The organism is Cellulomonas sp. KRMCY2 (genome assembly GCF_000526515.1).
Taxonomy (GTDB): Bacteria; Actinomycetota; Actinomycetes; order Actinomycetales; family Cellulomonadaceae; genus Actinotalea.
Genome location: NZ_JAGF01000001.1, coordinates 3049497 through 3074728, shown reverse-complemented (window position 1 = coordinate 3074728; position 25232 = coordinate 3049497). Strand labels below are relative to the sequence as shown.

The window sequence follows — 25232 nt, the reverse complement described above, 5'->3', positions numbered from 1 at the left end:
CCCGCGAGTCGCGAACCCAACGCTCCACTCCCGAACCCAACGCTCCACTCGCGAGCGCAACGCTCCACTCGCGCGAGGGTGCGATCTCAGCTGGCGTGCGCGACCAGACCCGTGTCGGCGTACGACATGAGGCGCGCGTTCTTGGGCACGATCCGCACGGTGTAGCCGAACGGACCGGAGGTCTCGAGCCGCACGTCCCCGGCGAAGGCGTGCCGGCCGGCCTCGTAGGCGTCTGCCCAGACGAGCTCGGAGTACCGGACGTCACTGAGCTCGTCCGCCTCGGACACCCGGCCGTGCACCACCTGGACAGCGACGTCCTCCGGACGCAGCGTGCCGAGCGAGACGTAGGCGCGCACCTGCAGCACGTCACCGACCTGTGCGACCTCCTCGACCCCGACGGACTCCACGTGGTCGACGCGCACGTGCGGCCAGGCGGCACGCACCGTCGCCTTCCACGCAGCGAGCTCGCGAGCGCCCGGGTAGCCGACGCCGTCCAGGTCCCGGCCGGCCGTCGCGGCGGGCGCGTAGAGCCTGCGGACGTACTCGGAGACCATCCGCTTGGCCCGCACCTTGGGGCCGAGCGTCGCCAGCGTGTGCCGGACCATCCCGAGCCAGGTGACCGGCAGACCCCGGACGTCGCGGTCGTAGAAGCGGGCAGCGACCTGGTTCTCGATCAGGTCGTACAGCGCGGCGGCCTCGAGGTCGTCCCGCCGGTCCGGGTCGTCGACGCCGTCGGCCGTCGGGATCGCCCAGCCGTTCTCGCCGTCGTACCACTCGTCCCACCACCCGTCGAGGATCGACAGGTTCAGACCGCCGTTGAGCGCCGCCTTCATGCCCGACGTGCCGCAGGCCTCGAGCGGGCGCAGCGGGTTGTTGAGCCACACGTCGCAGCCGGGGTACAGCGTCTGCGCCATCGCGATGTCGTAGTTCGGCAGGAAGACGATCCGGTGCCGCACCCCCACGTCGTCGGCGAACCGGACGAGCTGCTGGATGAGCCGCTTGCCCTGCTCGTCGGCGGGGTGCGACTTGCCGGCGATGACGATCTGGATCGGACGGTCCGGGTCCAGCAGCAGGCTCGTCAGCCGCACCGGGTCGCTGAGCATCAGGGTCAGCCGCTTGTAGGTCGGCACGCGGCGCGCGAACCCGATCGTCAGCACGTCGGGGTCGAGCACGTCGTCGACCCAGCCGAGCTCGGCCGGGCTCGCGCCGCGCTGCCGCCAGGACGCACGGACCCGGTTCCGGGCCTCCACGACGAGCTGTGCACGCAGCGTGTGCCGCATGTCCCACAGCTCGGCATCGGTCACGCCGTCCGGGCGCAGCCAGCCCGTGCCGTCCTCGATCTCCTCGGCGGTCAGCCGCGAGACAGCGAGGTCGTCGAGCTTGCGGTCGACCCAGCTCGGGGTGTGCACGCCGTTGGTGATCGAGCCGATCGGCACCTCCGACCGGTCGAAGCCGGACCACAGGCCCTTGAACATCCCGCGGGACACCTCGCCGTGCAGCAGCGAGACGCCGTTCGCGCGACCACCCAGGCGGAGCCCCATGACTGCCATGTTGAACATGGTCAGGTCGCCGCCGTCGTAGTCCTCGACGCCCAGTGCGAGCACCTTCTCGACCGGGACGCCCTGGTAGGCGTTGTCGCCACCGAAGTAGTGCCCGACGAGCGCCGCGTCGAAGCGGTCGATGCCGGCCGGGACGGGCGTGTGCGTGGTGAAGACGGTGGCCGCACGCACGGCCTCGAGCGCCGCGTCGAAGTCGAGGCCGACCTCAGCGACGAGCTCGCGGATGCGCTCGACGCCCAGGAAGCCCGCGTGCCCCTCGTTGGTGTGGAAGACCTCCGGCGCCGGGGCGCCGGTCAGCCGCGACCACAGGCGCAGCGCGCGGACCCCACCGACGCCGAGCAGGAGCTCCTGCTGGAGACGGTGCTCGCCCGTGCCGCCGTACAGCCGGTCGGTGACCTTGCGGGCCTGCTCGTCGTTCTCGAGGATGTTCGAGTCGAGCAGCAGCAGCGGTACGCGGCCGACCGCGGCCTTCCAGACGTGCGCGTGCAGCGTCCGCCCGCCCGGCAGCGGCAGCGAGATCCGGGCCGGTGCACCGTCGGCCTCGCGCAGGAGCAGCAGCGGCAGCCCGTCGGGGTCGATCACCGGGTACGTCTCGACCTGCCAGCCGTCCCGCGTGAGCGCCTGCTTGAAGTACCCCGAGCCGTAGAGCAGGCCGACGCCCACGATCGGGACGCCGAGGTCCGATGCGCTCTTGAGGTGGTCACCGGCGAGGATGCCGAGGCCACCGGAGTACTGCGGCAGCACGGACGTGATGCCGAACTCCGGGGAGAAGTAGGCGATCGCCCGCGGCAGCTGCTCGTCCGGACCGGCCGCCGTCTGGTACCACCGCGGTTCGGTCAGGTAGGCGCGGAGATCCGCCGCCGCCGCCTCGACCTTGCCGACGAACGCGGAGTCGGCAGCCAGGTCGGCGAGGCGCGCCGGGTCCAGCGAGCCGAGCAGGGCCACCGGGTCACCGGCGACCTCGTGCCAGAGCTGGGGGTCCACGTCCGCGAACAGATCGCGCGTCGGGGCGTGCCACGACCACCGGAGGTTGTGGGCCAGCTCGTCGAGCTCGGCGAGCTCGGCCGGCAGGACGGTTCGGACGGTGAATCTGCGGATGGCTCTCACCACGGCGACACTACGCGGTCGGACCCGCCGGTATCCAGAGCCTGTGCAAGCGCTTACATCGCTGATCGGGTGATCGCGCAGGTCAACGGCCCGCAGTCGCTGCGCGCGCGGCCCGCCGCGAGCGCGGAGTCCACCTTCGGGCCCCTGACGGGCCGTGGACGCCCGCGGGGCCGCACGGCGGATGAACCGCGACGCACCGATCTCCCGGATGCCGTAGGGGCATCCGGCTGGGTAGGTTCGTGGTGTGACGCCGCCCCCGCCGCCCCGCTCGCCGCGAACCCCCTCGCCCCGATCCGCCGCGACAAACCCCGCCCCGCGCCCCGCAGCGCGCAGCCGTGCCGCCCGGAAGCCGGCCAAGGGCCCGATGATCCCTGGCATCGGTCGCATCCCGGTCGTCGACGTCGGGCCTGTCGTCGGGTGCGGTCGCTGGCCGGCCAAGGCCGTGGTCGGCGAGGCCGTCGAGGTCACCGCGACCGTCTTCCGCGATGGCCACGACGCCGTCGCCGCGACCGCCGTCCTGATCGGTCCGGACGGCGTCGACCGCCGGGCGGTCCGGATGGACGTCGTCAACGCCGGCCTCGACACCTACCGCGCCGATCTGGTCCCGGACGCGACCGGCCGGTGGACCTTCCGCGTCGAGGGCTGGTCGGACCCGTACGGCACCTGGTGCCACGACGCGGCGATCAAGGTCGCTGCCGGCGTCGACATCGAGCTCATGCTCGCCGAGGGCGCCGCCCTGCTCACGGGTGCGGCAACCCGCCGCGGCCAGTCCGCGGCGGCCGTGCGGACCCTGCACGACGCCGTGCTGGGGCTGCGGGACACCCGTCGGCCACCGCAGGCCCGGCTCGCCGCCGGGCTGTCGGAGGAGGTCGCCGAGGCGCTGGCGGCCCACCCGCTGCGCGAGCACGTCTCGAGCTCGCCGACGTACCCGCTGACGGTCGAGCGCGAGCTCGCGCTCGTCGGCGCCTGGTACGAGATGTTCCCGCGGTCGGAGGGTGCGACCTACGACGCTGCGACCAGGATGTGGCGCTCGGGCACGCTGACCACGGCTGCCGCACGGCTGCCGGCGATCGCGGCGATGGGCTTCGACGTCGTCTACCTCACCCCGGTGCACCCGATCGGGTCGACCTACCGCAAGGGCCGCAACAACTCGCTGAAGACCGAGCCCGGCGATCCGGGCTCCCCCTACGCGATCGGCTCGGCGGACGGCGGTCACGACGCGATCCACCGCGAGCTGGGCACGTTCGACGACTTCGACGCGTTCGTCGCGACCGCCCGCAGCAACGGCCTGGAGGTCGCGCTCGACCTCGCCCTGCAGTGCTCCCCCGACCACCCGTGGGTCACCGAGCACCCCGAGTGGTTCACGACCAGGGTCGACGGCACCATCGCCTACGCCGAGAACCCGCCGAAGAAGTACCAGGACATCTACCCGCTGAACTTCGACAACGACCCGGACGGCATCTACACCGAGATCCGGCGGGTGCTCCAGGTCTGGATCGACCACGGCGTGACGGCGTTCCGGGTGGACAACCCGCACACCAAGCCGCTGGACTTCTGGGAGCGCATGCTCGCCGACGTCGCGACCGACCACCCGGACGTGATCTTCCTGGCCGAGGCGTTCACCCGTCCGGCGATGATGCACACGCTCGCGCAGATCGGCTTCCACCAGTCGTACACGTACTTCGCCTGGCGCAACACCAAGAAGGAGCTGGCGACGTACCTGACCGAGCTCTCCGGTCCGGGCTCCGCGTACATGCGGCCCAGCCTCTGGCCGACGACGCACGACATCCTGACGCCGTACATGCAGCACGGTGGCGCCCCGGCGTTCGCGATCCGGGCCGTCCTCGCCGCCACCGGAGCACCCACCTGGGGCATCTACTCCGGCTACGAGCTGGTCGAGAACGTGGCGCGGCCGGGCGTCGAGGAGCAGATCGACAACGAGAAGTACGAGTACAAGCCGCGCGACTGGTCCACGACCGCCGAGTCCGGCATCAGCGACCTGCTCACGCTGCTCAACTCGATCCGCCGCGAGCACCCCGCCCTGCGCCGCCTGCGCGGTCTGACGGTGCACCCCACGACCGACGACGCGATCCTGTGCTTCAGCCGCCGGGTGACCGCCGCACAGTCCCCCGACGGCCGGGCGGACACCGTCATCGTCGTGGTCAACACCGACCCGCACAGCACCCGCGAGGGCCTGATCGACCTCGACCTCGAGGCGATCGGCGTGCAGCCACCGACGGACCCGGACGCCCCGTGCTTCGCCGCGCACGACCTGTTCACCGGCGCGGTCCACGCCTGGGGCGCCCAGCCGTTCGTCCGCCTCGACCCCTGGACACAGTGTGCCCACATCATCGGTGTGAGGACCCTGTGACGACCGACAGCCAGCCGGCCCCGGTCCCGGTCGACACCGGGACGCTCCGCGCGATCGACCCGATCCGCGCCCTGCCGCCGCGCCCGCAACCCACCGCGCACCTGCCCATCCAGGCGCCGCAAGGGCTGCGGGAGGACCCGCAGTGGCACCGCACGGCGGTGTTCTACGAGGTGATGCTCCGATCCTTCGCCGACTCGACGGGTGCCGGGTCCGGCGACCTGCGCGGGCTGATCGACCGGCTCGACTACCTGCAGTGGCTCGGCATCGACTGCCTGTGGCTCCCGCCGTTCTACCCCTCGCCGCTGCGCGACGGTGGCTACGACGTCTCGGACTACACCGCGATCGCACCGCAGTACGGCACGATCAGCGACTTCGCCGAGCTGGTGGAGGCGGCGCACGCGCGTGGGATGCGCCTGGTCGTCGACCTCGTGATGAACCACACGAGCGATGCGCACCCGTGGTTCCAGGCCTCGCGCTCCGACCCGGACGGACCGTACGGCGACTTCTACGTGTGGAGCGACGACCCGACCCGCTACGAGGACGCCCGCATCATCTTCGTCGACACCGAGACGTCGAACTGGACCTTCGACCCGGTCCGCCGCCAGTACTTCTGGCACCGCTTCTTCAGCCACCAGCCGGACCTCAACTTCGAGAACGCCTACGTGCAGGACGCGATGAAGGACGTCGCGCGGTTCTGGCTGCGCCTCGGGGTCGACGGCTTCCGCCTCGACGCGGTGCCGTACCTCTTCGAGGAGGAGGGCACCAACTGCGAGAACCTGCCGCGGACCCACGCGTTCCTGCGGGAGATGCGGCAGCTGGTCGACGACGAGTTCCCGGGCCGGATCATCCTCGCCGAGGCGAACCAGTGGCCGGAGGACGTCGCGCCGTACTTCGGCACGACCGCCGAGCCCGAGTGCCACATGTGCTTCCACTTCCCGGTGATGCCGCGGATCTTCTACGCGATCAAGGACCAGCGGGCCACCCAGATCCTCGACATCCTCGCCGACACCCCGCGCATCCCGGTCGGGGCGCAGTGGAGCACGTTCCTGCGCAACCACGACGAGCTCACCCTCGAGATGGTCTCCACCGAGGAGCGCGCCTCGATGTACGGCTGGTACGCACCGGACCCGCGGATGCGTGCGAACGTCGGGATCCGGCGCAGGCTCGCTCCCCTGCTGGACAACTCCCGCGCGGAGATGGAGCTCGCGCACGCGCTGCTGTTCTCCCTGCCCGGCAGCCCGTGCCTCTACTACGGCGACGAGATCGGCATGGGCGACAACATCTGGCTCGCCGACCGTGACGCGGTGCGCACACCGATGCAGTGGACCCCCGACCGCAACTCGGGCTTCTCCACCGCGGACCCGGGCAAGCTCTACCTGCCGGTCGTCCAGTCGCTCGTGCACCACTTCACGACGACGAACGTCGAGGTCCAGCTCGCGCAGCCGACGTCCCTGCTGCACTGGGTGCACGGGATGCTCAGCATCCGCCGCCAGCACCCCGTCTTCGGGACCGGCGACTTCATCGCCCTGGCGACGGACAACGACGCCGTGCTCGCGTACCTGCGTCGCTCGGGCCACGAGACGGTGCTGTGCGTCGCGAACCTCGCCTCGACACCGCGGTCGGCGGTGGTACGCCTGCCGGACAACGCCGGCCAGCAGCTGCACGACGTCTTCGGCGGGGCCTCGTTCCCGTCGGTCAGCCCGCACGGTGAGCTCACCGTGACGCTCGGGTCGAGGGACTTCTTCTGGCTGACCGTCGCGCCCGCGCCCGAGGGCAGCTGAGGCCGGGCGCGGTCCGGCCGGACCGGGACGACCCGCACGAGCACGTCGACGAGGAAGGGGGGCGGAGCGCGATGGACGCGAGGACACCGAGCACGACCGACCACCCGCTCGTCGGGCGCGCCCAACCGTCCGACGAGATGCTCGCGCTCCTGCAGGACTGGGCGCCACGGCAGCGCTGGTTCCCGGCGAAGGGCAGCGGCACCACGGTGCACCCCGTCGCCGTCATCGACCTCGTCGATCCGTCGGCCGAGGCCCAGGTGCTCGTCCACCTGTTCCGGCTGCCCCAGGGTGGGACCCTCCAGGTCCCGGTCGTGGTCCGGGACGACGACGGCCTCGACCGGCCCGGGGTGATCGGCACCCTGCCCGGTGGCCGGCACGGCGCATCGCGGCTGGTCGTCGACGGCCCGCACGACGCCGCCTTCCTGCGTGCCTGGTTCGCCGCTGCCGAACCTGCGGACCCGCCGGAGCCGATCGCCGGGGCCGACCTCACCGGGGCCCGGGTGCTCACCGGCGAGCAGTCCAACACGTCGGTCCTGGTCCCGGCGACCCCCACACCCGCCATCCTCAAGGTCTTCCGCGGGCTCAGCGCCGGGCCGAACCCCGACGTCGAGGTCCCGCTCGCCCTGAGCCGCGTCGGCTGGCCCGGCGTACCGCGCCCGCTGGCCTGGCTGACCGGCTCGTGGCCGGGCGCCGACCCGAGCCGGGACGACGTCGGGCACCTCGGCGTGCTCAGCGAGCTCGTGCCCGACGCCGAGGACGGCTTCGAGCTCGCGTGCCGGTGCGCGCGCGACGGTGTCGACTTCGGGGCCCTCGCCCATGACCTCGGGCGGACCACGGCGCAGATGCACCGCGCCCTGCGGACGGCCCTGCCGGTCCGCTCGGACGAGCGGGGACCCCGCAGCCCGACAGCACGGGCCGCGGCGACCCATGCCGTCGTCGCGACCCTGCGCAGCCGCGCCGCCGCAGCCGTCGAGGCCGCCCCGGTGCTGCTCGGACGCGTGCCGGCGATCGACCGGGCCTTCACCGCCGTCGAACGCGTCGAAGGCCTCCCACCACTCCAGCGGGTGCACGGCGACTACCACCTCGGCCAGGTGCTCCGCTCCGAGGCGCGCGGCTGGTCGGTGCTCGACTTCGAGGGTGAGCCGCAGGCGGCCGCCGCCGAGAAGATCCGGCCGGATCTCGCCCTGCGCGACCTCGCGGGGATGCTCCGCTCGATCGACTACGCGGCCGCCGTCGGGCACGCGTCCTCATCGCAGTGGGCCGCCACCGCGCGCACCCAGCTGGTCACCGGCTACCACCAGGAGGCGGACCAGGGCCCTGCCATCGACCAGGACGCCGCTGAGGACCTGCTGCTCGCAGCCCTCGAGCTCGACAAGGCGCTGTACGAGGTCGTCTACGAGTTCCGCAACCGGCCGGACTGGGTCGCCATCCCGCTGGACGCCGTCGACCGTCTGCTCGGCCTCCTCCCCTGACCGGACGGCGCATCCGGTCGCGCTGCTGCCCCGCCACGTGCTCGGACCCGTGCGAGGAGGCTCCGCCCGTGGCAGGGTGAACCCATGACCACGTCGCCGAGCTCTCTGCCAGCACCCGAAGCACGTGAGGTGCTCACCGCCGAGCTCGACGCGATTGCGGGCGGCGTCCACCAGGACCCGCACCGCATCCTCGGCGGCCACCAGGACGGCGGCATCGTGACGATCCGCGTCCTGCGGCCGCTCGCCGACGCGGTCGTCGTCGTCACGCCGGACGGCGACCACGTCGCCCGGCACGAGCACGGCGGGGTGTGGGTCTGCGCGATCCGTGCAGCCGGGGTACCCGACTACCGCCTGCGCGTCACCTACGGCGACGTGACGACGGTGGCCGACGATCCCTACCGGTTCCTGCCCAGCGTCGGCGAGGTGGACCTCCACCTGATCAGCGAGGGTCGGCACGAGGAGCTGTGGACGGTCCTCGGCGCCAACGTGCGCACCTACCCGAGCGTCCTGGGCGAGGTCACCGGGACGGCCTTCGCCGTGTGGGCGCCGAACGCGCGGGCCGTGCGGGTCGTCGGCGACTTCAACCACTGGCAGGGTGCGGCGCACGCCATGCGGGGCCTGGGCGGCAGCGGCATCTGGGAGCTCTTCGTCCCGGAGGTCGTCGCCGGTGACCGCTACAAGTTCGAGATCCTCGGCAACGACGGGTCGTGGCGCCAGAAGGCCGACCCGCTGTCCAAGGGCACCGAGGTGCCACCGGCGACGGCGTCGGTCGTCATCGCGTCGGGCCACACCTGGGGCGATGCGCAGTGGCTCGCCCACCGCGCGGCGAGCAACCCGCACACCGGCCCGATGAGCATCTACGAGGTCCACCTCGGTTCGTGGCGGCCGGGCCTCGGCTACCGCGAGCTCGCCGACCAGCTGACCGAGTACGTCCAGAGTCTCGGCTTCACGCACATCGAGCTGATGCCGGTCGCCGAGCACCCGTTCGGTGGCTCCTGGGGCTACCAGGTCAGCTCCTACTACGCGCCCACCGCACGCTTCGGCCACCCCGACGACTTCCGCTACCTGGTCGACCGCCTGCACCAGGCAGGTATCGGCGTCCTGCTCGACTGGGTCCCGGCGCACTTCCCCAAGGACGAGTGGTCGCTCGGCCGCTTCGACGGCACCCCGCTGTACGAGCACCCGGACCCGCTGCTCGGCGAGCAGCCCGACTGGGGCACGTACGTGTTCAACTTCGGTCGCAACGAGGTGCGCAACTTCCTGGTCGCCAACGCCACCTACTGGTTCGAGGAGTTCCACATCGACGGCCTGCGGGTCGACGCGGTCGCCTCGATGCTCTACCTGGACTACTCGCGCAGCCACGGGCAGTGGCGGCCCAACATCCACGGCGGGCGGGAGAACCTCGAGGCGATCCGGTTCATCCAGGAGACGAATGCGACGGCCTACCGTCGCACGCCGGGCATCCTGATGATCGCCGAGGAGTCGACCGCCTGGCCGGGTGTCACGGCACCGACCGATGCCGGCGGCCTCGGGTACGGGCTCAAGTGGAACATGGGCTGGATGAACGACACCCTGCGCTACCTCGCGGAGGAGCCGATCAACCGGCGCTACCACCACCACGAGGTCACGTTCTCGCTGGTCTACGCGTTCTCGGAGCACTTCGTGCTGCCGCTGAGCCACGACGAGGTCGTGCACGGCAAGGGTTCGTTGCTGCGCAAGCTGCCGGGCGACCACTGGCAGCAGGCCGCCGGGCTCCGGTCCCTGCTCGCCTACCAGTGGTCGCACCCGGGCAAGCAGCTCCTGTTCATGGGCGGCGAGTTCGGCCAGTCGAACGAGTGGGCCGAGGGCCTCGGCCTCGACTGGCACCTCCTCGCCTACCCCGAGCACGCAGGCGTCTCGCGTCTCGTGACGGACCTCAACCGGCTCTACCGCGGCGAGCCCGCCCTCTGGGCCCTCGACAACGACCCGGCCGGGTTCGAGTGGATCGACTCCCAGGACGCCGGGCACAACGTGCTGAGCTACCTCCGGCGCGACGGCAGCGGCCGGGTCGTCGTCGTGGTGGTCAACTTCGCCGGGACCGCGCACCACGACTTCCGCCTCGGCCTGCCGAGCGGTGGCACCTGGCGGGAGGCCCTGAACACCGACGCCGAGCCGTACGGCGGCTCAGGGGTCGGCAACCTCGGCCAGGCCCATGCCGTCGCGGACTCGGTGCACGGCCGGCCGTACTCGGTCACCCTGCAGCTCCCGCCGCTCGGCACGCTGATGCTGGTGCCCGAGGGGCAGTAGGGCAGCTCAGGACAGCTCGCCGGCGAGGTCTGCAGCGCCGGCGAGTCTGTAGCGCCGGCGAGTCAGTACAGCGCGCTGGCGAGCGCACGCCGGGCCGCGAGCACGCGCGGGTCGGTGTCGCCGACAACGGCGAAGAGATCGATCAGCCGCAGCCGCACCGCCTCGCGGTCCGGCCCGGCGGTCACCCGCACGAGGTCGACCAGACGCGCGAAGGCATCCTCGATGTGCCCACCGAGCAGGTCGAGGTCCGCGACCACGAGCTGGGCGTCGACGTCCTTCGGTGCTGCCGCGGCGGCCTCGCGCGCCGCGGCCGGGTCGACGTCATGGGTCCTGCGGAGCAGCCCGACCTGTGCGAGGCCGACGGCCGCCATCGAGTCGCGCGGGTCCTGTCGCAGCGCCTGCTCGTAGGCCACGACGGCGGCGTCGAGGTCGTCCCGCTCGATCGCGTCGAAAGCAGCCTGGTGCAGCGGCGGCAGCGGCGGCTCCTCGGGCTCAGCGACCTCCTGCGGCTCCTCGCCGGGGCCGGTCACCGTCCCGGTGACCCCGTTCGCGGCGGCCGCCTGCAGGAGCTGGTCGAGGACGGCCCGGATCTCCTCGCGGCCGGCCTGCCCCTGGAACAGTGGGAGCGGCTGCCCGCGGAGCACGGCCACGACGGCCGGCACGGTCTGCGCACCGAAGGCCTGGGCGATCTGCGGGCTCCCGTCGGCATCGACGCGGGCCAGCAGGAAGCGGCCGCCGTACTCGCCGGCCAGTGCGACAAGCGTCTCGGTGACGGCCGTGCTCGCCTCGCTCCACGCCGCCCACAGGACGAAGACGACAGGCACCTGGACGGACCGCTGGACGACGTCGGCGAAGCTCGCCTCGGTCACGTCGACCACGACACCGGCCGAGTCAGCGCCAGGACCGCCGGCCGCCGGGCCACCGGGCGCCGGGGCGGGCGGGCGACCGAGGTTCGAGAGGTCGACTGCACCGCGCACGTCGAGGCGCGGCTGGGGTCCGGCTGGCTGGGTCATCGTCCTGCTCTCATTTCGCGGTCCGGCTGGTCGTGACGGGGGGAGGTTACTCGCCCGTCACCTGCATGCGGGAGTGCTCGGCGCCGAGCACCGTGATGGGGTCGGTCGAGCCGGCCGGCGGGACGGCGAAGGCGACGACGCTCAACCAGGTGATGGCGAGGTTGCTCGCCACGGTCTGCTTGCCGAGGAGGGCTGCCGTCTGGTCGCCGATCGTCAGGGTGCTGTCGTCGAGGGTGATCGTCGTGACGGTCTGGACGGCCCCGACGACGATCGCACCACCGTCGGCCGTCGCGATCGAGTACGGGCCCGACTCGTACGGCTGGTAGGTCTCGGTCAGGCTGCCCTTGTCGACGACGAGACCGGCGTAGGCCTCCCGGGTCGCGACGATCCCGGCGCGCAACGGGTCGTCGCTGAACGATGCGGCGTACTGCGACCCCGCGCCGCTCGTCAGCACGTCGACGTACTGCTCGACGACCGCCTTCGGCGACACCGCGAGCGACTCCGCGTCGGGCTCGACCGGCAGGCTGCCGACCTCGGGCTGGGCGATCGCCGGGACGGCGACACCGGGGAAGAGCCGCGCCCACGACCACAGCCGATAGGGGTCGCGCGGGCCCTCCTGCACGAGGGTCAGCAGCAGCGGGGCCTGGAGGTCCTCGGGCGGCTCGGTGATCACCATCACGGTGCGCGGCCAGGTGTCCGTCGTCGGCGCGACGATCGTCTGCGCCACGGGCGGCACGGCGGTGATCGCCTCGGTGTCGCCCGCCAGGCGCAGTGCGTACTCGGTGGCCCGCATCGCGCGGGCCGGGCCGGTCAGCCGAGGATCGAGCAGGTCGGCGCTGTAGGCCACGTCCGCCTCCTCGACCGTCACGTCGAGGTCGGCGAGGATGCGCTCGACCTGCTCCGTGGAGATCGCCGGCGGCATGGCGGCCGGCACGGCGTCGGGAGCCGGTACGGGCAGTGGCGGGGTGCACGCCGCCAGGAGCAGGGCGGCGACGGTGAGGGTGCTCGCGACGGTGACACGCCGACCGGTCATCGGTGGCCTCCCTGGGTGGTGCCGGTCTGGTCGTCGTTGCCCTCGGGTGTCCCGGCAGCCGGCCTGCCGTCCGGATCGGGGGCCGAGCCCGCGTTCGGGAAGCCCCAGGCGCGTCGCCAGGCGTCGGCCGATGCCGACGCCTGATGGGCGGCCGTCGGCCCGGAGACCGCATGGCCCCACGTGCTCGACGTCGGTGGCGCCTGCACCGGTGGTGCGCCGGTCGGCGTCCCGCCAGGGGTGAAGACGGCTGCGGTCGACGCGACGACGGCGTCACCGGTCGCGTCCGGACCTGTCGCATCACGGCGGGAACGACGCAGCCGCGGGTTGAGGATCGGACGTCTGCCCCACCGGACCGCGGACTCGCGGCGTGCACGTCCGTCGACCGACTCGTCGGACACCAGCCCGTCGGGCACCGGCTCGTGCGACACCGGCTCGTGCGACACCGGCTCCGGCTCCGGCTCCGGCACCGTCGACCGATGGCTCGCGCTCCGGGAAGCAGTGTCGTTCCCGCTCCCCAGCGGTGCGGCGCCCGGCGTCCCGCTGACACCAGCACCGTGACGGTCGTCAGCACCGTGATCCGGGCCGGCGATCCGCACCGGGAACGCCGAGCGGGTCCGCTCGCGCTCGTGGCGGCGGCTCTGTGCCTCTTCGAGCTCGCGGATGGCACGACGCGTGAGCGGCACCGTCACGACATCGGCCGGGCTCTCCGGTGCCGGTTCCGGCGCCGCGTGCGCAGCGGTCCGTACCCGGCCGGCGGTGACCAGGACGGGAGCCGGCCGCCGACGACGGATCAGCAGCAGGACCCACCAGATCAGACCGGCGAGCAGGAGGGCCGAGCCGCCGCCGACAGCAGGCGTGAGCCATGGTGTCGTGACGACCTGCGGCCAGGTCAGGGTGATCGTCGCCGGGCCCGCGTCCTCGCCCGTGGTCGCGACCAGGACGCTCCACCTGCCGTCCTGGCGGGTCCACTCCAGGGTCGCCTCGTCCGCGCCGGCGACCTCCGTCAGCCAGAGGTCGGACCCGGACGGATCCGGGGCACCGGGCACGACCTCGCCCTCGGCAGGTGCCGCCTCACCTTCAGCGGGCGCCGCCTCGGCCTCCGCGGGCGCTGCCTCAGTCTCTGCGGGCGCTGCCTCAGTCTCTGCGGGCGCTGCCTCAGTCTCCGCGGGCGCTGCCTCGCCCTCCGCAGGGGCCGCCTCACCCTCCGCAGGCTGCTCGACCGCCGCGACGTCCACCGTGCTCAGGGCATCCCAGCTCGCCAGGCCGGTGACCCGGGTGTGCGCGTCGTCGCCGATCCACGCCTCGACGTCCGCGGTGCGTCCCAGGGCGATCACGATCTGCTCACCGGACTCCGCCGACGCCGTGACGGTCACCTCGTCGGCGGCGAGATCGAGCACGCCGGGCTCGGTCATCAGCAGCGTCGTGCCGGGTGCGGCCGACCCCGTGGCGACCAGGGTGTCGGACGACCGCCAGAGGGTCGCCGAGGCGATCCCGAGGCCGATGGCAGCAGCGCCGAGCACGCACAACAGCGACGCGAGAACACGTTGGAGCACAGGCCGTCCCTTCAGACGTGACGGTCCACCTTAGGCGAGAGGCACGTTCCGGGCACGGTGAGTCACGACCGCGCACCCCTGTCGAGGCAGGTCGACCGTTCGGCTGGGGCCCCGCGGCGTCGACCGTTAGGCTGGGCGCCGGGCCTGCCGATCGGCTGCCCGTGGTGAACCGGTGCTGACCACGACCGTCACAGGTCGGGGTCCTGGCCGGCGTGCCTGACGCCATCCAGAGGCGCCAGGGCGGCTCTCCCAGGAGGTTTCCTGTGCCCGACGAGCGATCGCTCTTCCCGGTGGTGATGCGCGGCTACGAGCGCGCCCAGGTCGAGCAGCGACTCCAGCAGCTCGAACAGCAGCTCACCGACGCACGCGCGCAGGTCGAGCAGATGGACAACAAGGCAATGCAGGTGTCCGGGGAGCTCTCCGAGGCGCACCGCCAGCTCCGCGAGGCCGAGCGCCCCACCTACTCCGGGCTCGGCACCCGGATCGAGCAGCTGCTGCGGTCGGCGGAGGAGCAGTCCTCCGACGTCGTCTCGCAGGCCAACGCGCAGGCAGCCGATTCCCTGGCGCGGGCGAAGCTCGCGTCGGGTCAGCTGCGGGCGCGCGCCGAGAACGAGGTCGCCGAGCTCCTGGCGACGGCACGCCGCGAGGCCGAGGAGCTGCGCAGCACGGCAGCGTCGGAGGCCGAGAGCACCCTGACCGCCGCCCAGCGGCGGGCCGAAGAGCTGGTCGGCTCGGCCGAGCGTGAGGCCGCTCGGATCTCGAGCGCGATCACGACCGAGGAGAACGAGCGCCGCACCGGTCTGGAGCGCGAGCTCGGCACCCTGCGAGCAACCGTCGAGCTCGAGACCACCGAGCTGCGCGTGTCCACCGAGCAGGCCGCCGCCGAGCTGCGGTCGACGAGCCAGGCGGAGACGAGCCGGGCCCGTGACGAGGCGGAGCGGTACGCCCAGGACCTTCGCGCGTCGGCCGACGTCGACACGACCGAGCTGCGCCAGCGCACCGAGGCGGAGTCCGCGGCCCTGCGCGCAGACGCCGAGCAGTACGCCGCGGCCCTGCGCACAGGCGCCGAGACCGGCTCGGCCGAGCTCTACCAGCGCGCCGAGTCGGCCGCAGCCGCCCTGCGCACCGAGGCCCAGGAATACGCCGACAACGTTCGTGGCGCCGCGGAGCGCGAGGCGCGAGCGGTGCTCCGTCGCGCCGAGGTCGGTGCCACCGCGCTGCGCACCGAGGCGGACCAGTACGCCGGCTTCGTGAAGGCGACCGCCGACCGCGAGGTCGCCGAGCAGCGGTCCGCCGTCGCCGACGAGCTCACGATGACCCGCAACGCGCTCACCCAGGAGGTCACCGAGGTGCGAGCCGAGGCGGAGCAGTACGCCCTCGAGCTCCGCGCGACCGCCGAGCGGGAGACCACCGAGCTGCGCGAGACCACCGTGCGTGAGGCCGGTCACCTGCGGACCACGACGGAACGCGAGACCACCGAGCTGCGGGCGCTGGCCGAGCGGGAGACCACCGAGCTGCTCACGACCACGGAGCGCGAGACCACCGAGCTGCGCGAGCTGACGCGGCTCGAGGTCGACCGCCAGCTCACCGAAGCCCGTCGCACGGCGGCGGACGTGACCACGAGCGCGACAGCCGAGGCCGACGCACGCCGCGAGGAGGTGCGCGCGGCGCTCGCCGAGGCGGAGATCGCCATCGCGACCCGTCGCGAGGCAGCCGAGCGCTCCGACGCCGAGCGCCACGAGGCGGCCCGGGTCGAGACCGAGCGGCTCGTCGCCGACGCCGAGGCGCACGCCGCCGAGGCCGAGCTGCGCGTCGCGAACGCGCTCGAGCAGGCCGAGAAGGTCCGGAAGGATGCCGACTCGCACGCCAAGGACCTGCTCTCCAACGCACGCCGGAACGCCGATCGCGTCGTCGCGGAGGCTCGCGAGCACGCCGAGAAGACGCTCTCGGAGGCGATGATCGAGGCCGAGCGCGAGCGCACCAGCGCCCAGCGCCAGGTCGAGGACCTCAACCGTCAGCGCGAGTCGATCACGTCCTACCTGGACGAGCTGCGCAACCTGCTCGGCCACGACCCGGTGCCGTCACGACTCACGCTCGAGCGCGCCAACGACGTCGAGGCACGCTTCGCAGCGACCGCCGTGACGGTCGAGGGTGCCCCGGTGTCCGACGAGAACGGCGTGCACGAGCAGGATTCCGGTGGTCACGACGTCGGTGACGACGAGGCGGTTGCTGATGACACGGTGGCTGACGAGACGGTCGCCGACGACGAGGCGGGCGCCTCCGAGGTCGAGACTCCCGAGGCCGGGGCCGAGCCAGCCGACGACGAGGCGGACGCATCCGAGGTCGAGGCGTCCGAGGTCGACGTAGCCGCGGCCGAGGCGTCCGAGGTCGAGGCAGCCGCGGCCGGCGACGTGCCGTCCGACGAGGCTGCCGCCGGCTTCGTCGTCCCCGACCTCGAACCGGACCCGGCCGACGGCGAACCGGAGGCGGATCAGGGCACCGCCGACGACCAGGGCGTCACCGAGGACCCGTCCGACGACGACGCGCTGACCACCGCAGCGGACAACCGGCGCAAGGGGGCCCGCAGGGGTGCCTGACGACGGCTCGCAGGCCTGGCGCGACCATCGCAGCGAGGCTGCGGCGGCGCACGCCAAGGCCCTCGAACAACGACAGACGGGCGAGTCGGCGCAGGCGCGCGCGCTGATTGCCGACTTCGTCCGCACCGCCACCGAGCGCGGCCTGGAGCCGGTCCACCTGCGTGCGCGCAGCTACGACGGGCAGAGCCGCTACCGGACGCTGCTGCAGGGCTGGTACCTACGCCGCAACGAGAGCGTCGCGGTGGGCACCGATGGCGAGTTCTACGTCCTGAGCGTCCCGCCCCGCCTGCGATCGCTGGTCACCGGTGCGACGCCGGTGCCCAGCGAGCCTCCGCTCGTGCTGGGCAAGGGTGGGCGGGACGGCGAGTCGATCGACCTCGTCGACGCCCTGGCGATCGCCCTGGGCGACGCCCCGCGTCGTACCTGACCGCCCGCGCCCGTCCAGCCCGCCCAGCCCGCCCGCGCCCGCCCGCCCGGACCACCCAGCCCGGCCGCGAACCGGACCGGGCCGAGACGGCCGACTGTGGCGTCAGACGGTGACGCCCGACAACGACGTCAGGTCCGGCTGGGCGCGCTCGGCTCGCCGGAGCAGCAGCGCCAGCGCCGACGCCACCGGCTCCGGGCTCTCGTTGCTCGTCATGTGACCCGCACGCGGGACCACGACGAGCTCGGTGTCGGTCAGCACGTCGACCATGTGCTGCGCGGTGGGAACTGGAGACAGCTCGTCCTCGTCGCCCACCACGACGACCGACGGGCCGCGGTAGGCGGCCAGCACGGCGGTCCGGTCGGGACGAGCCGCCATCGCACGCTGCGCCCAGGCGACCGCGTGCGGACCCTGGTCACGGATCCACCCTTCGATCCGCTCGGCCAGGTCCGGTCGCGCCACCCGGTTCGTGGCGCCGAGCACGGACGTGCGCATCCCGAAGACCGCGTCGACGAGCATCTCGGCGACGACCGTGTCGGCGATCGCCCGACGCATCGCCCGGACCCCCTCGTCGTCGGCCGTGGACTTCGTGTCGATCAGGCCGAGGCCTGCGACGAGGTCGGGGTGCCGCTCGGTGATCGCCATCGCGACGTAGCCACCCATCGACAGCCCGGCGATGACCGCCCGATCCACGCCCGCTGCCCGGAGCGCGGCCGCGACCCCGTCGGCCATCACGTCGATCGATGCGACGGCCGGGTCCGCCCCCAGGGCCTTGGCGACATCCGGACCCGTCGGCGACGAGCCGAAGCCGGGCAGGTCCGGCGCGATCACCGTGCGGTCGCCGGCGAGCAGGTCCGTGACGTCCAGCCACATCCGGTGGTCGAGCGGGAAGCCGTGGATGAGCACCAGCGGCAACGTCGCTGGGACACCCCGCCGGAGTGTGTGCAGCCGCACCATGCCGTCCGTCGTCATCAGACCCTCCGTGTCGTCGTCCGGTACCCGTCAGGCACCAGTGTCTCAGCGTGTCTCGTCGTCCTCGCCCGCGATGTCCACCGGGCCGGCCCAGGTCGTGGGCAACGGAGGGTGACCCGGCAGGACGTGCTGGACGATCTCGTCGAGCACGCGCCGCACGGCTGCCTCCCCCACCCACAGGTGCTTGGCGCCCTCGACGCCGATCACCTCGGCCTGCCGCACGGCCGCGAACCGGGCTCTGGCCTCGTCCGGACGCAGGTAGTCGTCCAGCTCAGGGACCAGGACGACCAGGGGCTTGCCGAGCTCGTCCCATGCGGCGAGGTCGGCGTCGGACGCCTGGTGCAGCGGCGGCGAGAGCAGGATCGCACCCTCGACCGACGGGTCGGCGCCGTGCATCAGGGCCAGCTCGGTCCCGAACGACCAGCCGACGAGCCACCGGCGGGGCAGGTCGTGGAACTCGGCGTACTCCATCGCCGCCACGACGTCGAAGTGCTCGCCGCGGCCGCCGTCGAAGGTGCCCTCGCTGCGCCCCCGTGCGCTGGAGGTGCCCCGGGTGTTGAAGCGCAGCACGGCCAGGTCGGCGAGCGCAGGCAGCCGCCACGCGGCCTTGCGCAGGATGTGGGAGTCCATGAAGCCGCCGTGCGTCGGCAGCGGGTGCAGCGTGACGAGGGTCGCCACCGGTGGCCGGACCGCGGGCAGAGCCAGCTCGCCGACGAGGGTCAGACCGTCCGCCGTGTGCAGCTCGATGTCCGTCCGACGCGCGGGCAGGATGCTCAGGGCACGGATCTCGGTGCCGCCCGCGCTGTCGCTGCTCATCACCCGAAGCCTATCGGGCCCTGCCTGGGGCTGTCGGTGGTTGTCGGTGGCTGCCGGTGGTTGCCGAGAGGATCGACTCCAGGACGGCAGCGACGCCGTCGTCCTGGTTGGAGCCGCACACGTGGTCGGCCATGGCCCGGACCGCGGGGTGGGCGTTGTCCACGGCGAAGGATCGACCCGCCCAGCGCAGCATCGGCAGGTCGTTCGGCATGTCCCCGAACGCCCAGACCTCACCCGGGCAGAAACCCCGCTCAGCCGCCCAGCGGGCCAGGGTCGACGCCTTGGTCACCCCCGGTCCGCTGATCTCGGCGAGGCCCACGGCACCGGAGTACGCCACGATCGCGCGGTCGGCGAGCACCTCGGCGACCAGCCCGACGAGGTCGGCGTCGGGGACCTCGACGCACCGCGCGAGGAGCTTGCCGGTCGCGCCGTCGAGCAGGTCCTCGATCATCGATGCGGCGGGCGACCCGTCGGGGACCGGGTGCGGCCCGGAGAAGCGGTGCTCGGTGGCGAACCCGCCGCGCCGCTCGGCCGCGAAGGCGATCGTCGGCAGGGCCGAGCGCAGGTCCGCGGTGAGCTGACGGACCAGGCCGTCGGACATGGCCTGCTCGGCCAGGACGCTGCGCTGCGTCGCGTCGTACACGAAGGCACCGTTGAGGCAGATCACGACCCCGTGGTCGCCGACGGCGTGCGCGACCTCGTCGACCCAGCGAGGCGGTCGGGCGGTGACGAAGACCACCTCGATGCCGGCAGCCTGCATCGCCAGCAGGGCGGCCACGGTGCGCGCCGACATCCGGCCGTCATCGCGCAGCAGGGTCCCGTCGAGGTCCGACGCGATCAGCCGGGGCCGCGGCAGCGCCTCGTTCACCGGCGCCGGCCGCGGGTCTGCCAGCAGGCGGTGTGCCAGTGCCTGCGGTCGTCCAGAGCGGTCTGGGCGCCGAGCAGGGAGTCGTTCGCCCAGGCGACGACGTGCGCCGTACCGGGGCCGATCCCCTGGTGGCACCCGGGGCACCGGTAGGTCTTCGAACCCGTGCCGGGAACGGCCTGCACGGTCCATCGACCGTCGGGGGCAGCCTCGACGCGTCGACCACCCATGGCACGGTCGACGTCGAGCTCCGGGTGCTCCTGCGCCCAGGGCCGCTTGCCTGATCTACGTCCCGACGGCATGAGGCATTCTCCCCCCGCGCCGTCGTGGTCCGGCTCAGGCCAGCTGCGCGGCCTGCTCCACCGGGGGCAGCACGTCGGTGCGCAGGAGCTCGCGGTACCAGTACGCCGAGTCCTTCCAGGTGCGCTCGAGGGTCTCGTAGTCGACGCGCACGATCCCGAACCGACGGTGGAACCCGTAGGCCCACTCGAAGTTGTCCATCAGCGACCACACGAAGTAGCCGCGCACGTCGGCGCCGGCGTCCATCGCCTGCCCGACGGCGTCCAGGTGGCGGGCGAGGTAGGAGACGCGCTCCACGTCGTGCACCCTGCCGTCCGGTGCCACCTCGTCGGCGAAGGACGCGCCGTTCTCGGTGATCATCATCGGCAGGTCCGGGTAGGTCCGGGAGAGCCGCACCAGGAGCTCGGTCATGCCGGTCGGGTCGACGTTCCAGCCCATCTGGGTGTACGGGCCCGGCTGGACGAGGAACTCCACGTCGTCGGCGGCGATCCACGGCGACGCGGCGGCGTTCCCGTGACCGTCAGCCATCACCCGCGCGTGGTCGCCCGTGTAGGTGCGCACCCGCTGGGTGGAGTAGAAGTTCACCCCGAGCACGTCGAGGCCGGTGTGGGTGATCTCGAGGTCACCCGGCTTGACGAAGGACCAGTCGGTGACTTCCTTCGTGTCCTCGATGAGGTCCGGCGGGTAGTACCCGTCCAGGACGGGGTTGAGGAACCCCCGGTTCGCCAGCGCGTCGATCTTGCGGGCAGCGTTGAGGTCGCCTGCCGACTCCGGGTCGTCCGGGCGGGCGACGTGCAGGTTCAGGGTCAGCGAGAGCTGCGAGGTGTCACCGAGGATGTCCCGGACCGCGCGACCGCCGAGGCCGTGCGCCAGGTTCAGGTGGTGCAGTGCGGCCAGGGCGTCCGCGCCGTCGGTCCGGCCGGGCGCGTGCACGCCGGAGCCGTAGCCGAGGTAGGCGGAGCACCACGGCTCGTTGAGCGTCGTCCAGACCGTGACCCGGTCGGCGTACGTCTCGACGATCTTCGCGGCGTAGTCGCCGAAGCGCAGGGCGGTCTCGCGGTTGGGCCAGCCACCCGCGTCCTCGAGGGCCTGAGGCAGGTCCCAGTGGTACATCGTCACGACGGGGTCGATCCCGGCCTCGAGGAGGTCGTCGATCAACGTCGAGTAGAAGTCGAGCCCCTTCTGGTTGAACGCACCGGAGCCGATGGGCTGGATGCGCGGCCAGGCGAGCGAGAAGCGGTAGGCGTCGAGACCGAGCTCCCGCATCATCGCGATGTCGGCGGCGGTCCGGTGGTAGTGGTCGGCCGCCACGGTGCCGGTGTGCCCGTCGAGGACCCGACCGGGGGTGGCAGCGAAGGTGTCCCAGATGGATGGGCCCCGCCCGTCCTCGTCCACCGCGCCCTCGATCTGGTACGAAGCGGTCGCGGCGCCCCACACGAAGTCATGGGGGAAGGTGCGGCCGGCCGATGGCGTCGTCGTCATGGGGCCATATCCTGCCTCGATCGAACCGATTCGGTCGGCCCGGTCCACATAGTGGGAGCGCGGCCACGCCGGGCGTGGGCACCATCCTGGACAGGTACCCCCCGTCGGGGCGCTGCACGTCCGAAGCACTCGCCGAGCCACCCTGTAGGCTTGCGCGAGCCTCATGATCAAGGAGCGTTCTCCGTGCTGGGCCCTACCGAGATGCGACGTGCTGTGCACGCGGGCGGCCCGGCGGCGCGACGATGAGCACACCACCCCCGGGCGACGTCCGTGCAGAGCGCCGGATGCCGACGATCGACGACGTCGCCCGCGCTGCCGGGGTCTCCGCCTCGACCGTCTCCTACGTGCTCTCGGGCAAGCGCTCGATCAGCGGCCCGACGCGGGAACGGGTCAAGCGGGCGATCGCCCAGCTCGGCTACCGGCCGCACGCCGGCGCGCGTGCGCTGGCCTCGAGCCGGACGAACGTGATCGCGCTGATGGCACCCCTGCGGGTCGGCGTCGACGTCAACGTCATCATGCAGTTCGTCACCGGAGTGGTGACCAGGGCGCGCGAGTTCGAGCACGACGTGCTCCTGCTGACCCAGGACGACGTCGTCGGCATCGAGCGCGTCTCGAACGGCTCGATGGTGGACGCCGTCATCGTGATGGACGTCGAGGCGCAGGACGCGCGCATCCCCACGCTCGTCGGGCTGCGCCAGCCGGCGGTCCTGATCGGCCTGCCGGGGCACACCCAGCCCCTGAGCTGCGTGGACCTCGACTTCGAGGAGGTCGGGCGCCTCGCACTGAGCCACCTCACGGCGCTGGGCCACCGCCGGATCGCGCTCATCGGGCCGCCGCCGTCCGTGCTCGATCGACACACGTCCTACGCGGACCGCATGCTGCGCGGCTATCGCGCCCAGGCGCTGGTGGACGACGTCGAGGTCCTCGTCGAGCCGTGCGAGAGCACCAGCGCCGGTGCCAGGCGGGCCGTCGCCGCCGTTCTCGAGCACATGCCGGACGTGACAGCCGTCGTCGTGCACAACGAGTCGGCGCTGCCCACGGTCGTCAGCGCGCTGCGGACCGCCGGGCGGAGGATCCCCGACGACGTCTCCCTGCTCGCGGTGTGTCCCGCGGACGTGGCGCTCAGCCAGTCCGTCGCACTGACCTCGATCGACATCCCCGCACAGCAGATCGGCGCAGCCGCGGTGGACATGGTCATGGAGCGGCTCGCCGGCTCCGGGGCCGTGCAGACGAGGCTGTTCGCGCCGCAGGTCACCGATCGGGACAGCACAGCACCTCGGGACAGCACGGCCCTGCCCCGCACCTAGTCGGGCGCGACCACCGCCAGGTCCTGCTGCCCCGACGCGGCCCAGGTCGCGGGCCAGGGGCGACCGGCGAGCACGACCGCGACCCCCCAGGTCCCCGGCGCCCCCTGCGCCGTCACGCGCACGCCACCGCCCGATCGCTGGACGGTGAAGCGGGCAGCGGACTGATCGGCGCAGGCACCGCCGCGTGGGACAACCACCTCGGTCAGCACGCCGTCCGCCGGCTCGACGACGCGCAGCAGGACGCCGTCGGCGTAGTCGTAGTCGGGAACGTCGTCACGCGCGCCGATGGCGACCACGGTGCCCGGCCGGACCATGAGCGGCAGGGAGTCGAGCGCATGCTGCTCACGGATCCACCGCGGACCGCTCACCTGGGCGCCCGTCTCCAGATGCGTCCACGTCCCCTCGGGCACGTAGTACTCGACGGTGCCGTCGGCACTGAACACCGGGGCGACGAGCAGCGAGTCGCCCAACATGTACTGGGTGTCCACGGTCGCCGCCCCACGGTCGTGCGGGAACTCCAGCACCATCGGTCGCATCATCGGCAGACCGTCGGTGTGGGCCTCGTCCGCGATCCGCGCGAGGTAGGGCATCAGCGTGAGCTTGAGCCGGGTGAACCGGCGCGTGATCTCGACGGCCTCGTCGTCGAAGGCCCAGGGCACCCGGTAGGAGTCCGAGCCGTGCAGCCGCGAGTGCGAGGAGAGCAGGCCGAACGCCGTCCACCGCTTGAAGACGGACGGGTCCGGGGTGCCCTCGAAGCCGCCGATGTCGTGGCTCCAGTAGCCGAAGCCGGACATCGACAGGGACAGCCCGCCACGCAGCGACTCGGCCATCGCCTCGTAGGTCGACCAGCAGTCGCCGCCCCAGTGCACCGGGAACTGCTGACCGCCGGCCGTGGCCGACCGCGCGAACACGACCGCCTCGCCCGGCCCCCGCCGCTCGGTCAGCAGGTCGAAGACCGCCTTGTTGTAGAGGTGGGCGTAGTAGTTGTGCATGCGCTCGGGGTCCGAGCCGTCGTGCCACACGACGTCGGTCGGGATGCGCTCACCGAAGTCGGTCTTGAAGGCGTCGACACCCATCGCGAGCAACCGGTCGAGATGGCCGACGAACCACGCCGTCGCCTCGGGGTTGGTGAAGTCGACGACACCCATGCCGGCCTGCCACCGGTCCCACTGCCACACCGACCCGTCGGGCCGCCGGACGAGATAGCCCTTGGCCGCGCCCTCGGCGAAGAGCGGGGACCGCTGGGCGACGTACGGGTTGATCCACAGGCACACCTTGAGCCCGCGCTCCTTGAGCCGGGCGAGCATGCCCTCCGGGTCGGGGAACGTGCGCGGGTCCCACTCGAAGTCGCACCAGTTGAGCTCACGCATCCAGAAGCAGTCGAAGTGCACGACGCTCAAGGGGACCTCGCGGTCCGCCATGCCCTGGACGAACTCGTTGACCGTCTTCTCGTCGTAGTCCGTGGTGAACGAGGTCGACATCCACAGCCCGTGCGACCAGCGCGGCACCGCCGCCGGGCGACCGGTCAGTGCGGTGTACCGCCGCAGGATCTCCTTCGGCTCCGGCCCGTGGATGACGAAGTACTCCAGCGCCTGGCCCTGCACGCTGAACTGCGTCCGCGAGGTGATCTCCGACCCCACCTCGAAGGACACCAGCTCGGGCTGGTTGACGAAGACGCCGTAGCCGCCGGTGGTCAGGTAGAACGGCACGTTCTTGTAGGCCTGCTCGCTCGACGTGCCGCCGTCGGCGTTCCAGACGTCGACGGTCTGGCCGTTCTTGACGAACGCACCGAAGCGCTCGCCGAGGCCGTAGACGTATTCCCCCACCCCGAGACTCAGCTGCTCGTGGACGTAGTGCGCACCGTCGTCGGCGTCGACGACCCCGATGCCCTTGTGCAGGCTCGAGGTCAGGACCCGGCCGTCCGCGACGAAGTCCACCCGCCACTGCGGGCCGCGATGCACCCGCACGGACAGACCGCCCGAGGTCAGGACCCCCGTCGCATCATCGAGGACGACCTGGACCGGGATCCGCTCGGCGCCGTGCAGCGCGAACGACGGACCCGGCTCCAGGGCGCCCTGGTGGTGCTCGATCCGCACCCGGATCACGTCGGGCATCGGCGAGCTGTAGGTCACGGTGATGACCGGCCGGTTGAGCGTGTCCCCGCGCACCGCGATCGGCGCCGTCGGCGCGTAGACGGTCATCGCGTCGTCGGTCGACCAGATGTCGTACGCCTCCGCGGGGTGCATCGGGTGCATGCCCTCGCGAACCATCCAGTACCCGTCGCTGAACTTCAT

17 protein-coding genes are annotated in these 25232 nt (G+C 72.4%); 7 read left to right on the top strand and 10 right to left on the bottom strand.

The features are described 5' to 3' along the window. Window positions 1-86: 86 nt before the first annotated feature. On the bottom strand, window positions 87-2666 hold the full coding sequence (gene glgP / locus K415_RS0114480; RefSeq protein ID WP_024287763.1) for an alpha-glucan family phosphorylase: 2580 nt from the start codon (window positions 2664-2666) through the stop codon (window positions 87-89). Between the two features lie 364 nt (window positions 2667-3030). On the opposite strand from glgP, the gene K415_RS0114475 reads away from it, so the two are divergent. The 4 genes from K415_RS0114475 to glgB all read left to right on the top strand — a co-directional run bounded on the left by K415_RS0114475 (window position 3031) and on the right by glgB (window position 10576). Next, on the top strand, window positions 3031-5037 hold the full coding sequence (locus tag K415_RS0114475) for an alpha-1,4-glucan--maltose-1-phosphate maltosyltransferase (RefSeq protein WP_024287762.1): 2007 nt from the start codon (window positions 3031-3033) through the stop codon (window positions 5035-5037). Continuing rightward, complete coding sequence (gene treS, locus K415_RS0114470; RefSeq protein WP_024287761.1) at window positions 5034-6818, top strand: maltose alpha-D-glucosyltransferase; 1785 nt, start codon at window positions 5034-5036, stop codon at window positions 6816-6818. Before K415_RS0114475 ends, treS begins: the two co-directional genes overlap by 4 nt. Before the next feature lie 71 nt (window positions 6819-6889). Then, on the top strand, window positions 6890-8290 hold the full coding sequence (locus K415_RS24750) for a hypothetical protein (protein WP_024287760.1): 1401 nt from the start codon (window positions 6890-6892) through the stop codon (window positions 8288-8290). Between the two features lie 84 nt (window positions 8291-8374). Next, on the top strand, window positions 8375-10576 hold the full coding sequence (gene glgB, locus K415_RS24745) for a 1,4-alpha-glucan branching protein GlgB (protein WP_024287759.1): 2202 nt from the start codon (window positions 8375-8377) through the stop codon (window positions 10574-10576). Window positions 10577-10638: 62 nt separating this feature from the next. Here the strand turns inward: glgB and K415_RS0114455 are convergent, their stop codons facing one another. The 3 genes from K415_RS0114455 to K415_RS22920 are packed head-to-tail and all read right to left on the bottom strand — an operon-like array spanning window position 10639 to window position 14175. Beyond that, the gene (locus K415_RS0114455; RefSeq protein ID WP_024287758.1) at window positions 10639-11589 is read right to left on the bottom strand and encodes a tetratricopeptide repeat protein; all 951 of its coding nucleotides are present in this window, start codon (window positions 11587-11589) and stop codon (window positions 10639-10641) included. A 46-nt stretch (window positions 11590-11635) separates the two neighbouring features. Further along, a complete protein-coding gene (locus tag K415_RS0114450) occupies window positions 11636-12622 on the bottom strand; it encodes a hypothetical protein (RefSeq protein ID WP_024287757.1) in 987 nt (328 codons plus the stop codon). After that, on the bottom strand, window positions 12619-14175 hold the full coding sequence (locus tag K415_RS22920; RefSeq protein WP_155859478.1) for a hypothetical protein: 1557 nt from the start codon (window positions 14173-14175) through the stop codon (window positions 12619-12621). The genes K415_RS0114450 and K415_RS22920 overlap by 4 nt, the downstream gene beginning before the upstream one ends. A 263-nt stretch (window positions 14176-14438) precedes the next feature. Here K415_RS22920 and K415_RS0114440 point away from each other — a divergent pair, with 263 nt between their 5' ends. Continuing rightward, window positions 14439-16772 carry a lipoprotein gene (locus tag K415_RS0114440; protein WP_024287755.1) on the top strand — a complete coding sequence of 778 codons (2334 nt, stop codon included), beginning with the start codon at window positions 14439-14441 and terminating at the stop codon, window positions 16770-16772. Next, window positions 16765-17199 carry a hypothetical protein gene (locus K415_RS0114435; RefSeq protein ID WP_024287754.1) on the top strand — a complete coding sequence of 145 codons (435 nt, stop codon included), beginning with the start codon at window positions 16765-16767 and terminating at the stop codon, window positions 17197-17199. The genes K415_RS0114440 and K415_RS0114435 overlap by 8 nt, the downstream gene beginning before the upstream one ends. Window positions 17200-17301: 102 nt before the next feature. Here K415_RS0114435 and K415_RS0114430 read toward each other — a convergent pair whose 3' ends face one another. From K415_RS0114430 to K415_RS0114410, 5 genes are read right to left on the bottom strand one after another with little or no spacing between them, the layout of a single operon-like run. Next, on the bottom strand, window positions 17302-18168 hold the full coding sequence (locus K415_RS0114430) for an alpha/beta fold hydrolase (RefSeq protein ID WP_155859477.1): 867 nt from the start codon (window positions 18166-18168) through the stop codon (window positions 17302-17304). Window positions 18169-18213: 45 nt separating this feature from the next. Continuing rightward, window positions 18214-18984: an alpha/beta hydrolase gene (locus K415_RS0114425; RefSeq protein ID WP_024287752.1), complete on the bottom strand. Its 771-nt coding sequence runs from the start codon at window positions 18982-18984 to the stop codon at window positions 18214-18216. 10 nt (window positions 18985-18994) lie between these two features. After that, complete coding sequence (locus K415_RS0114420; RefSeq protein ID WP_231494906.1) at window positions 18995-19852, bottom strand: HAD family hydrolase; 858 nt, start codon at window positions 19850-19852, stop codon at window positions 18995-18997. Then, on the bottom strand, window positions 19849-20151 hold the full coding sequence (locus K415_RS24740) for a hypothetical protein (RefSeq protein WP_024287750.1): 303 nt from the start codon (window positions 20149-20151) through the stop codon (window positions 19849-19851). The genes K415_RS0114420 and K415_RS24740 overlap by 4 nt, the downstream gene beginning before the upstream one ends. 34 nt (window positions 20152-20185) lie before the next feature. Continuing rightward, window positions 20186-21631, bottom strand: coding sequence for a GH1 family beta-glucosidase (locus K415_RS0114410; RefSeq protein ID WP_024287749.1), 1446 nt, complete (start codon window positions 21629-21631; stop codon window positions 20186-20188). 284 nt (window positions 21632-21915) lie between these two features. Here K415_RS0114410 and K415_RS0114405 point away from each other — a divergent pair, with 284 nt between their 5' ends. After that, window positions 21916-22938, top strand: coding sequence for a LacI family DNA-binding transcriptional regulator (locus K415_RS0114405; RefSeq protein ID WP_024287748.1), 1023 nt, complete (start codon window positions 21916-21918; stop codon window positions 22936-22938). On the opposite strand, the gene yicI is transcribed toward K415_RS0114405, so the two are convergent. Continuing rightward, a complete protein-coding gene (gene yicI / locus K415_RS0114400) occupies window positions 22935-25232 on the bottom strand; it encodes an alpha-xylosidase (RefSeq protein WP_024287747.1) in 2298 nt (765 codons plus the stop codon). The genes K415_RS0114405 and yicI overlap by 4 nt on opposite strands.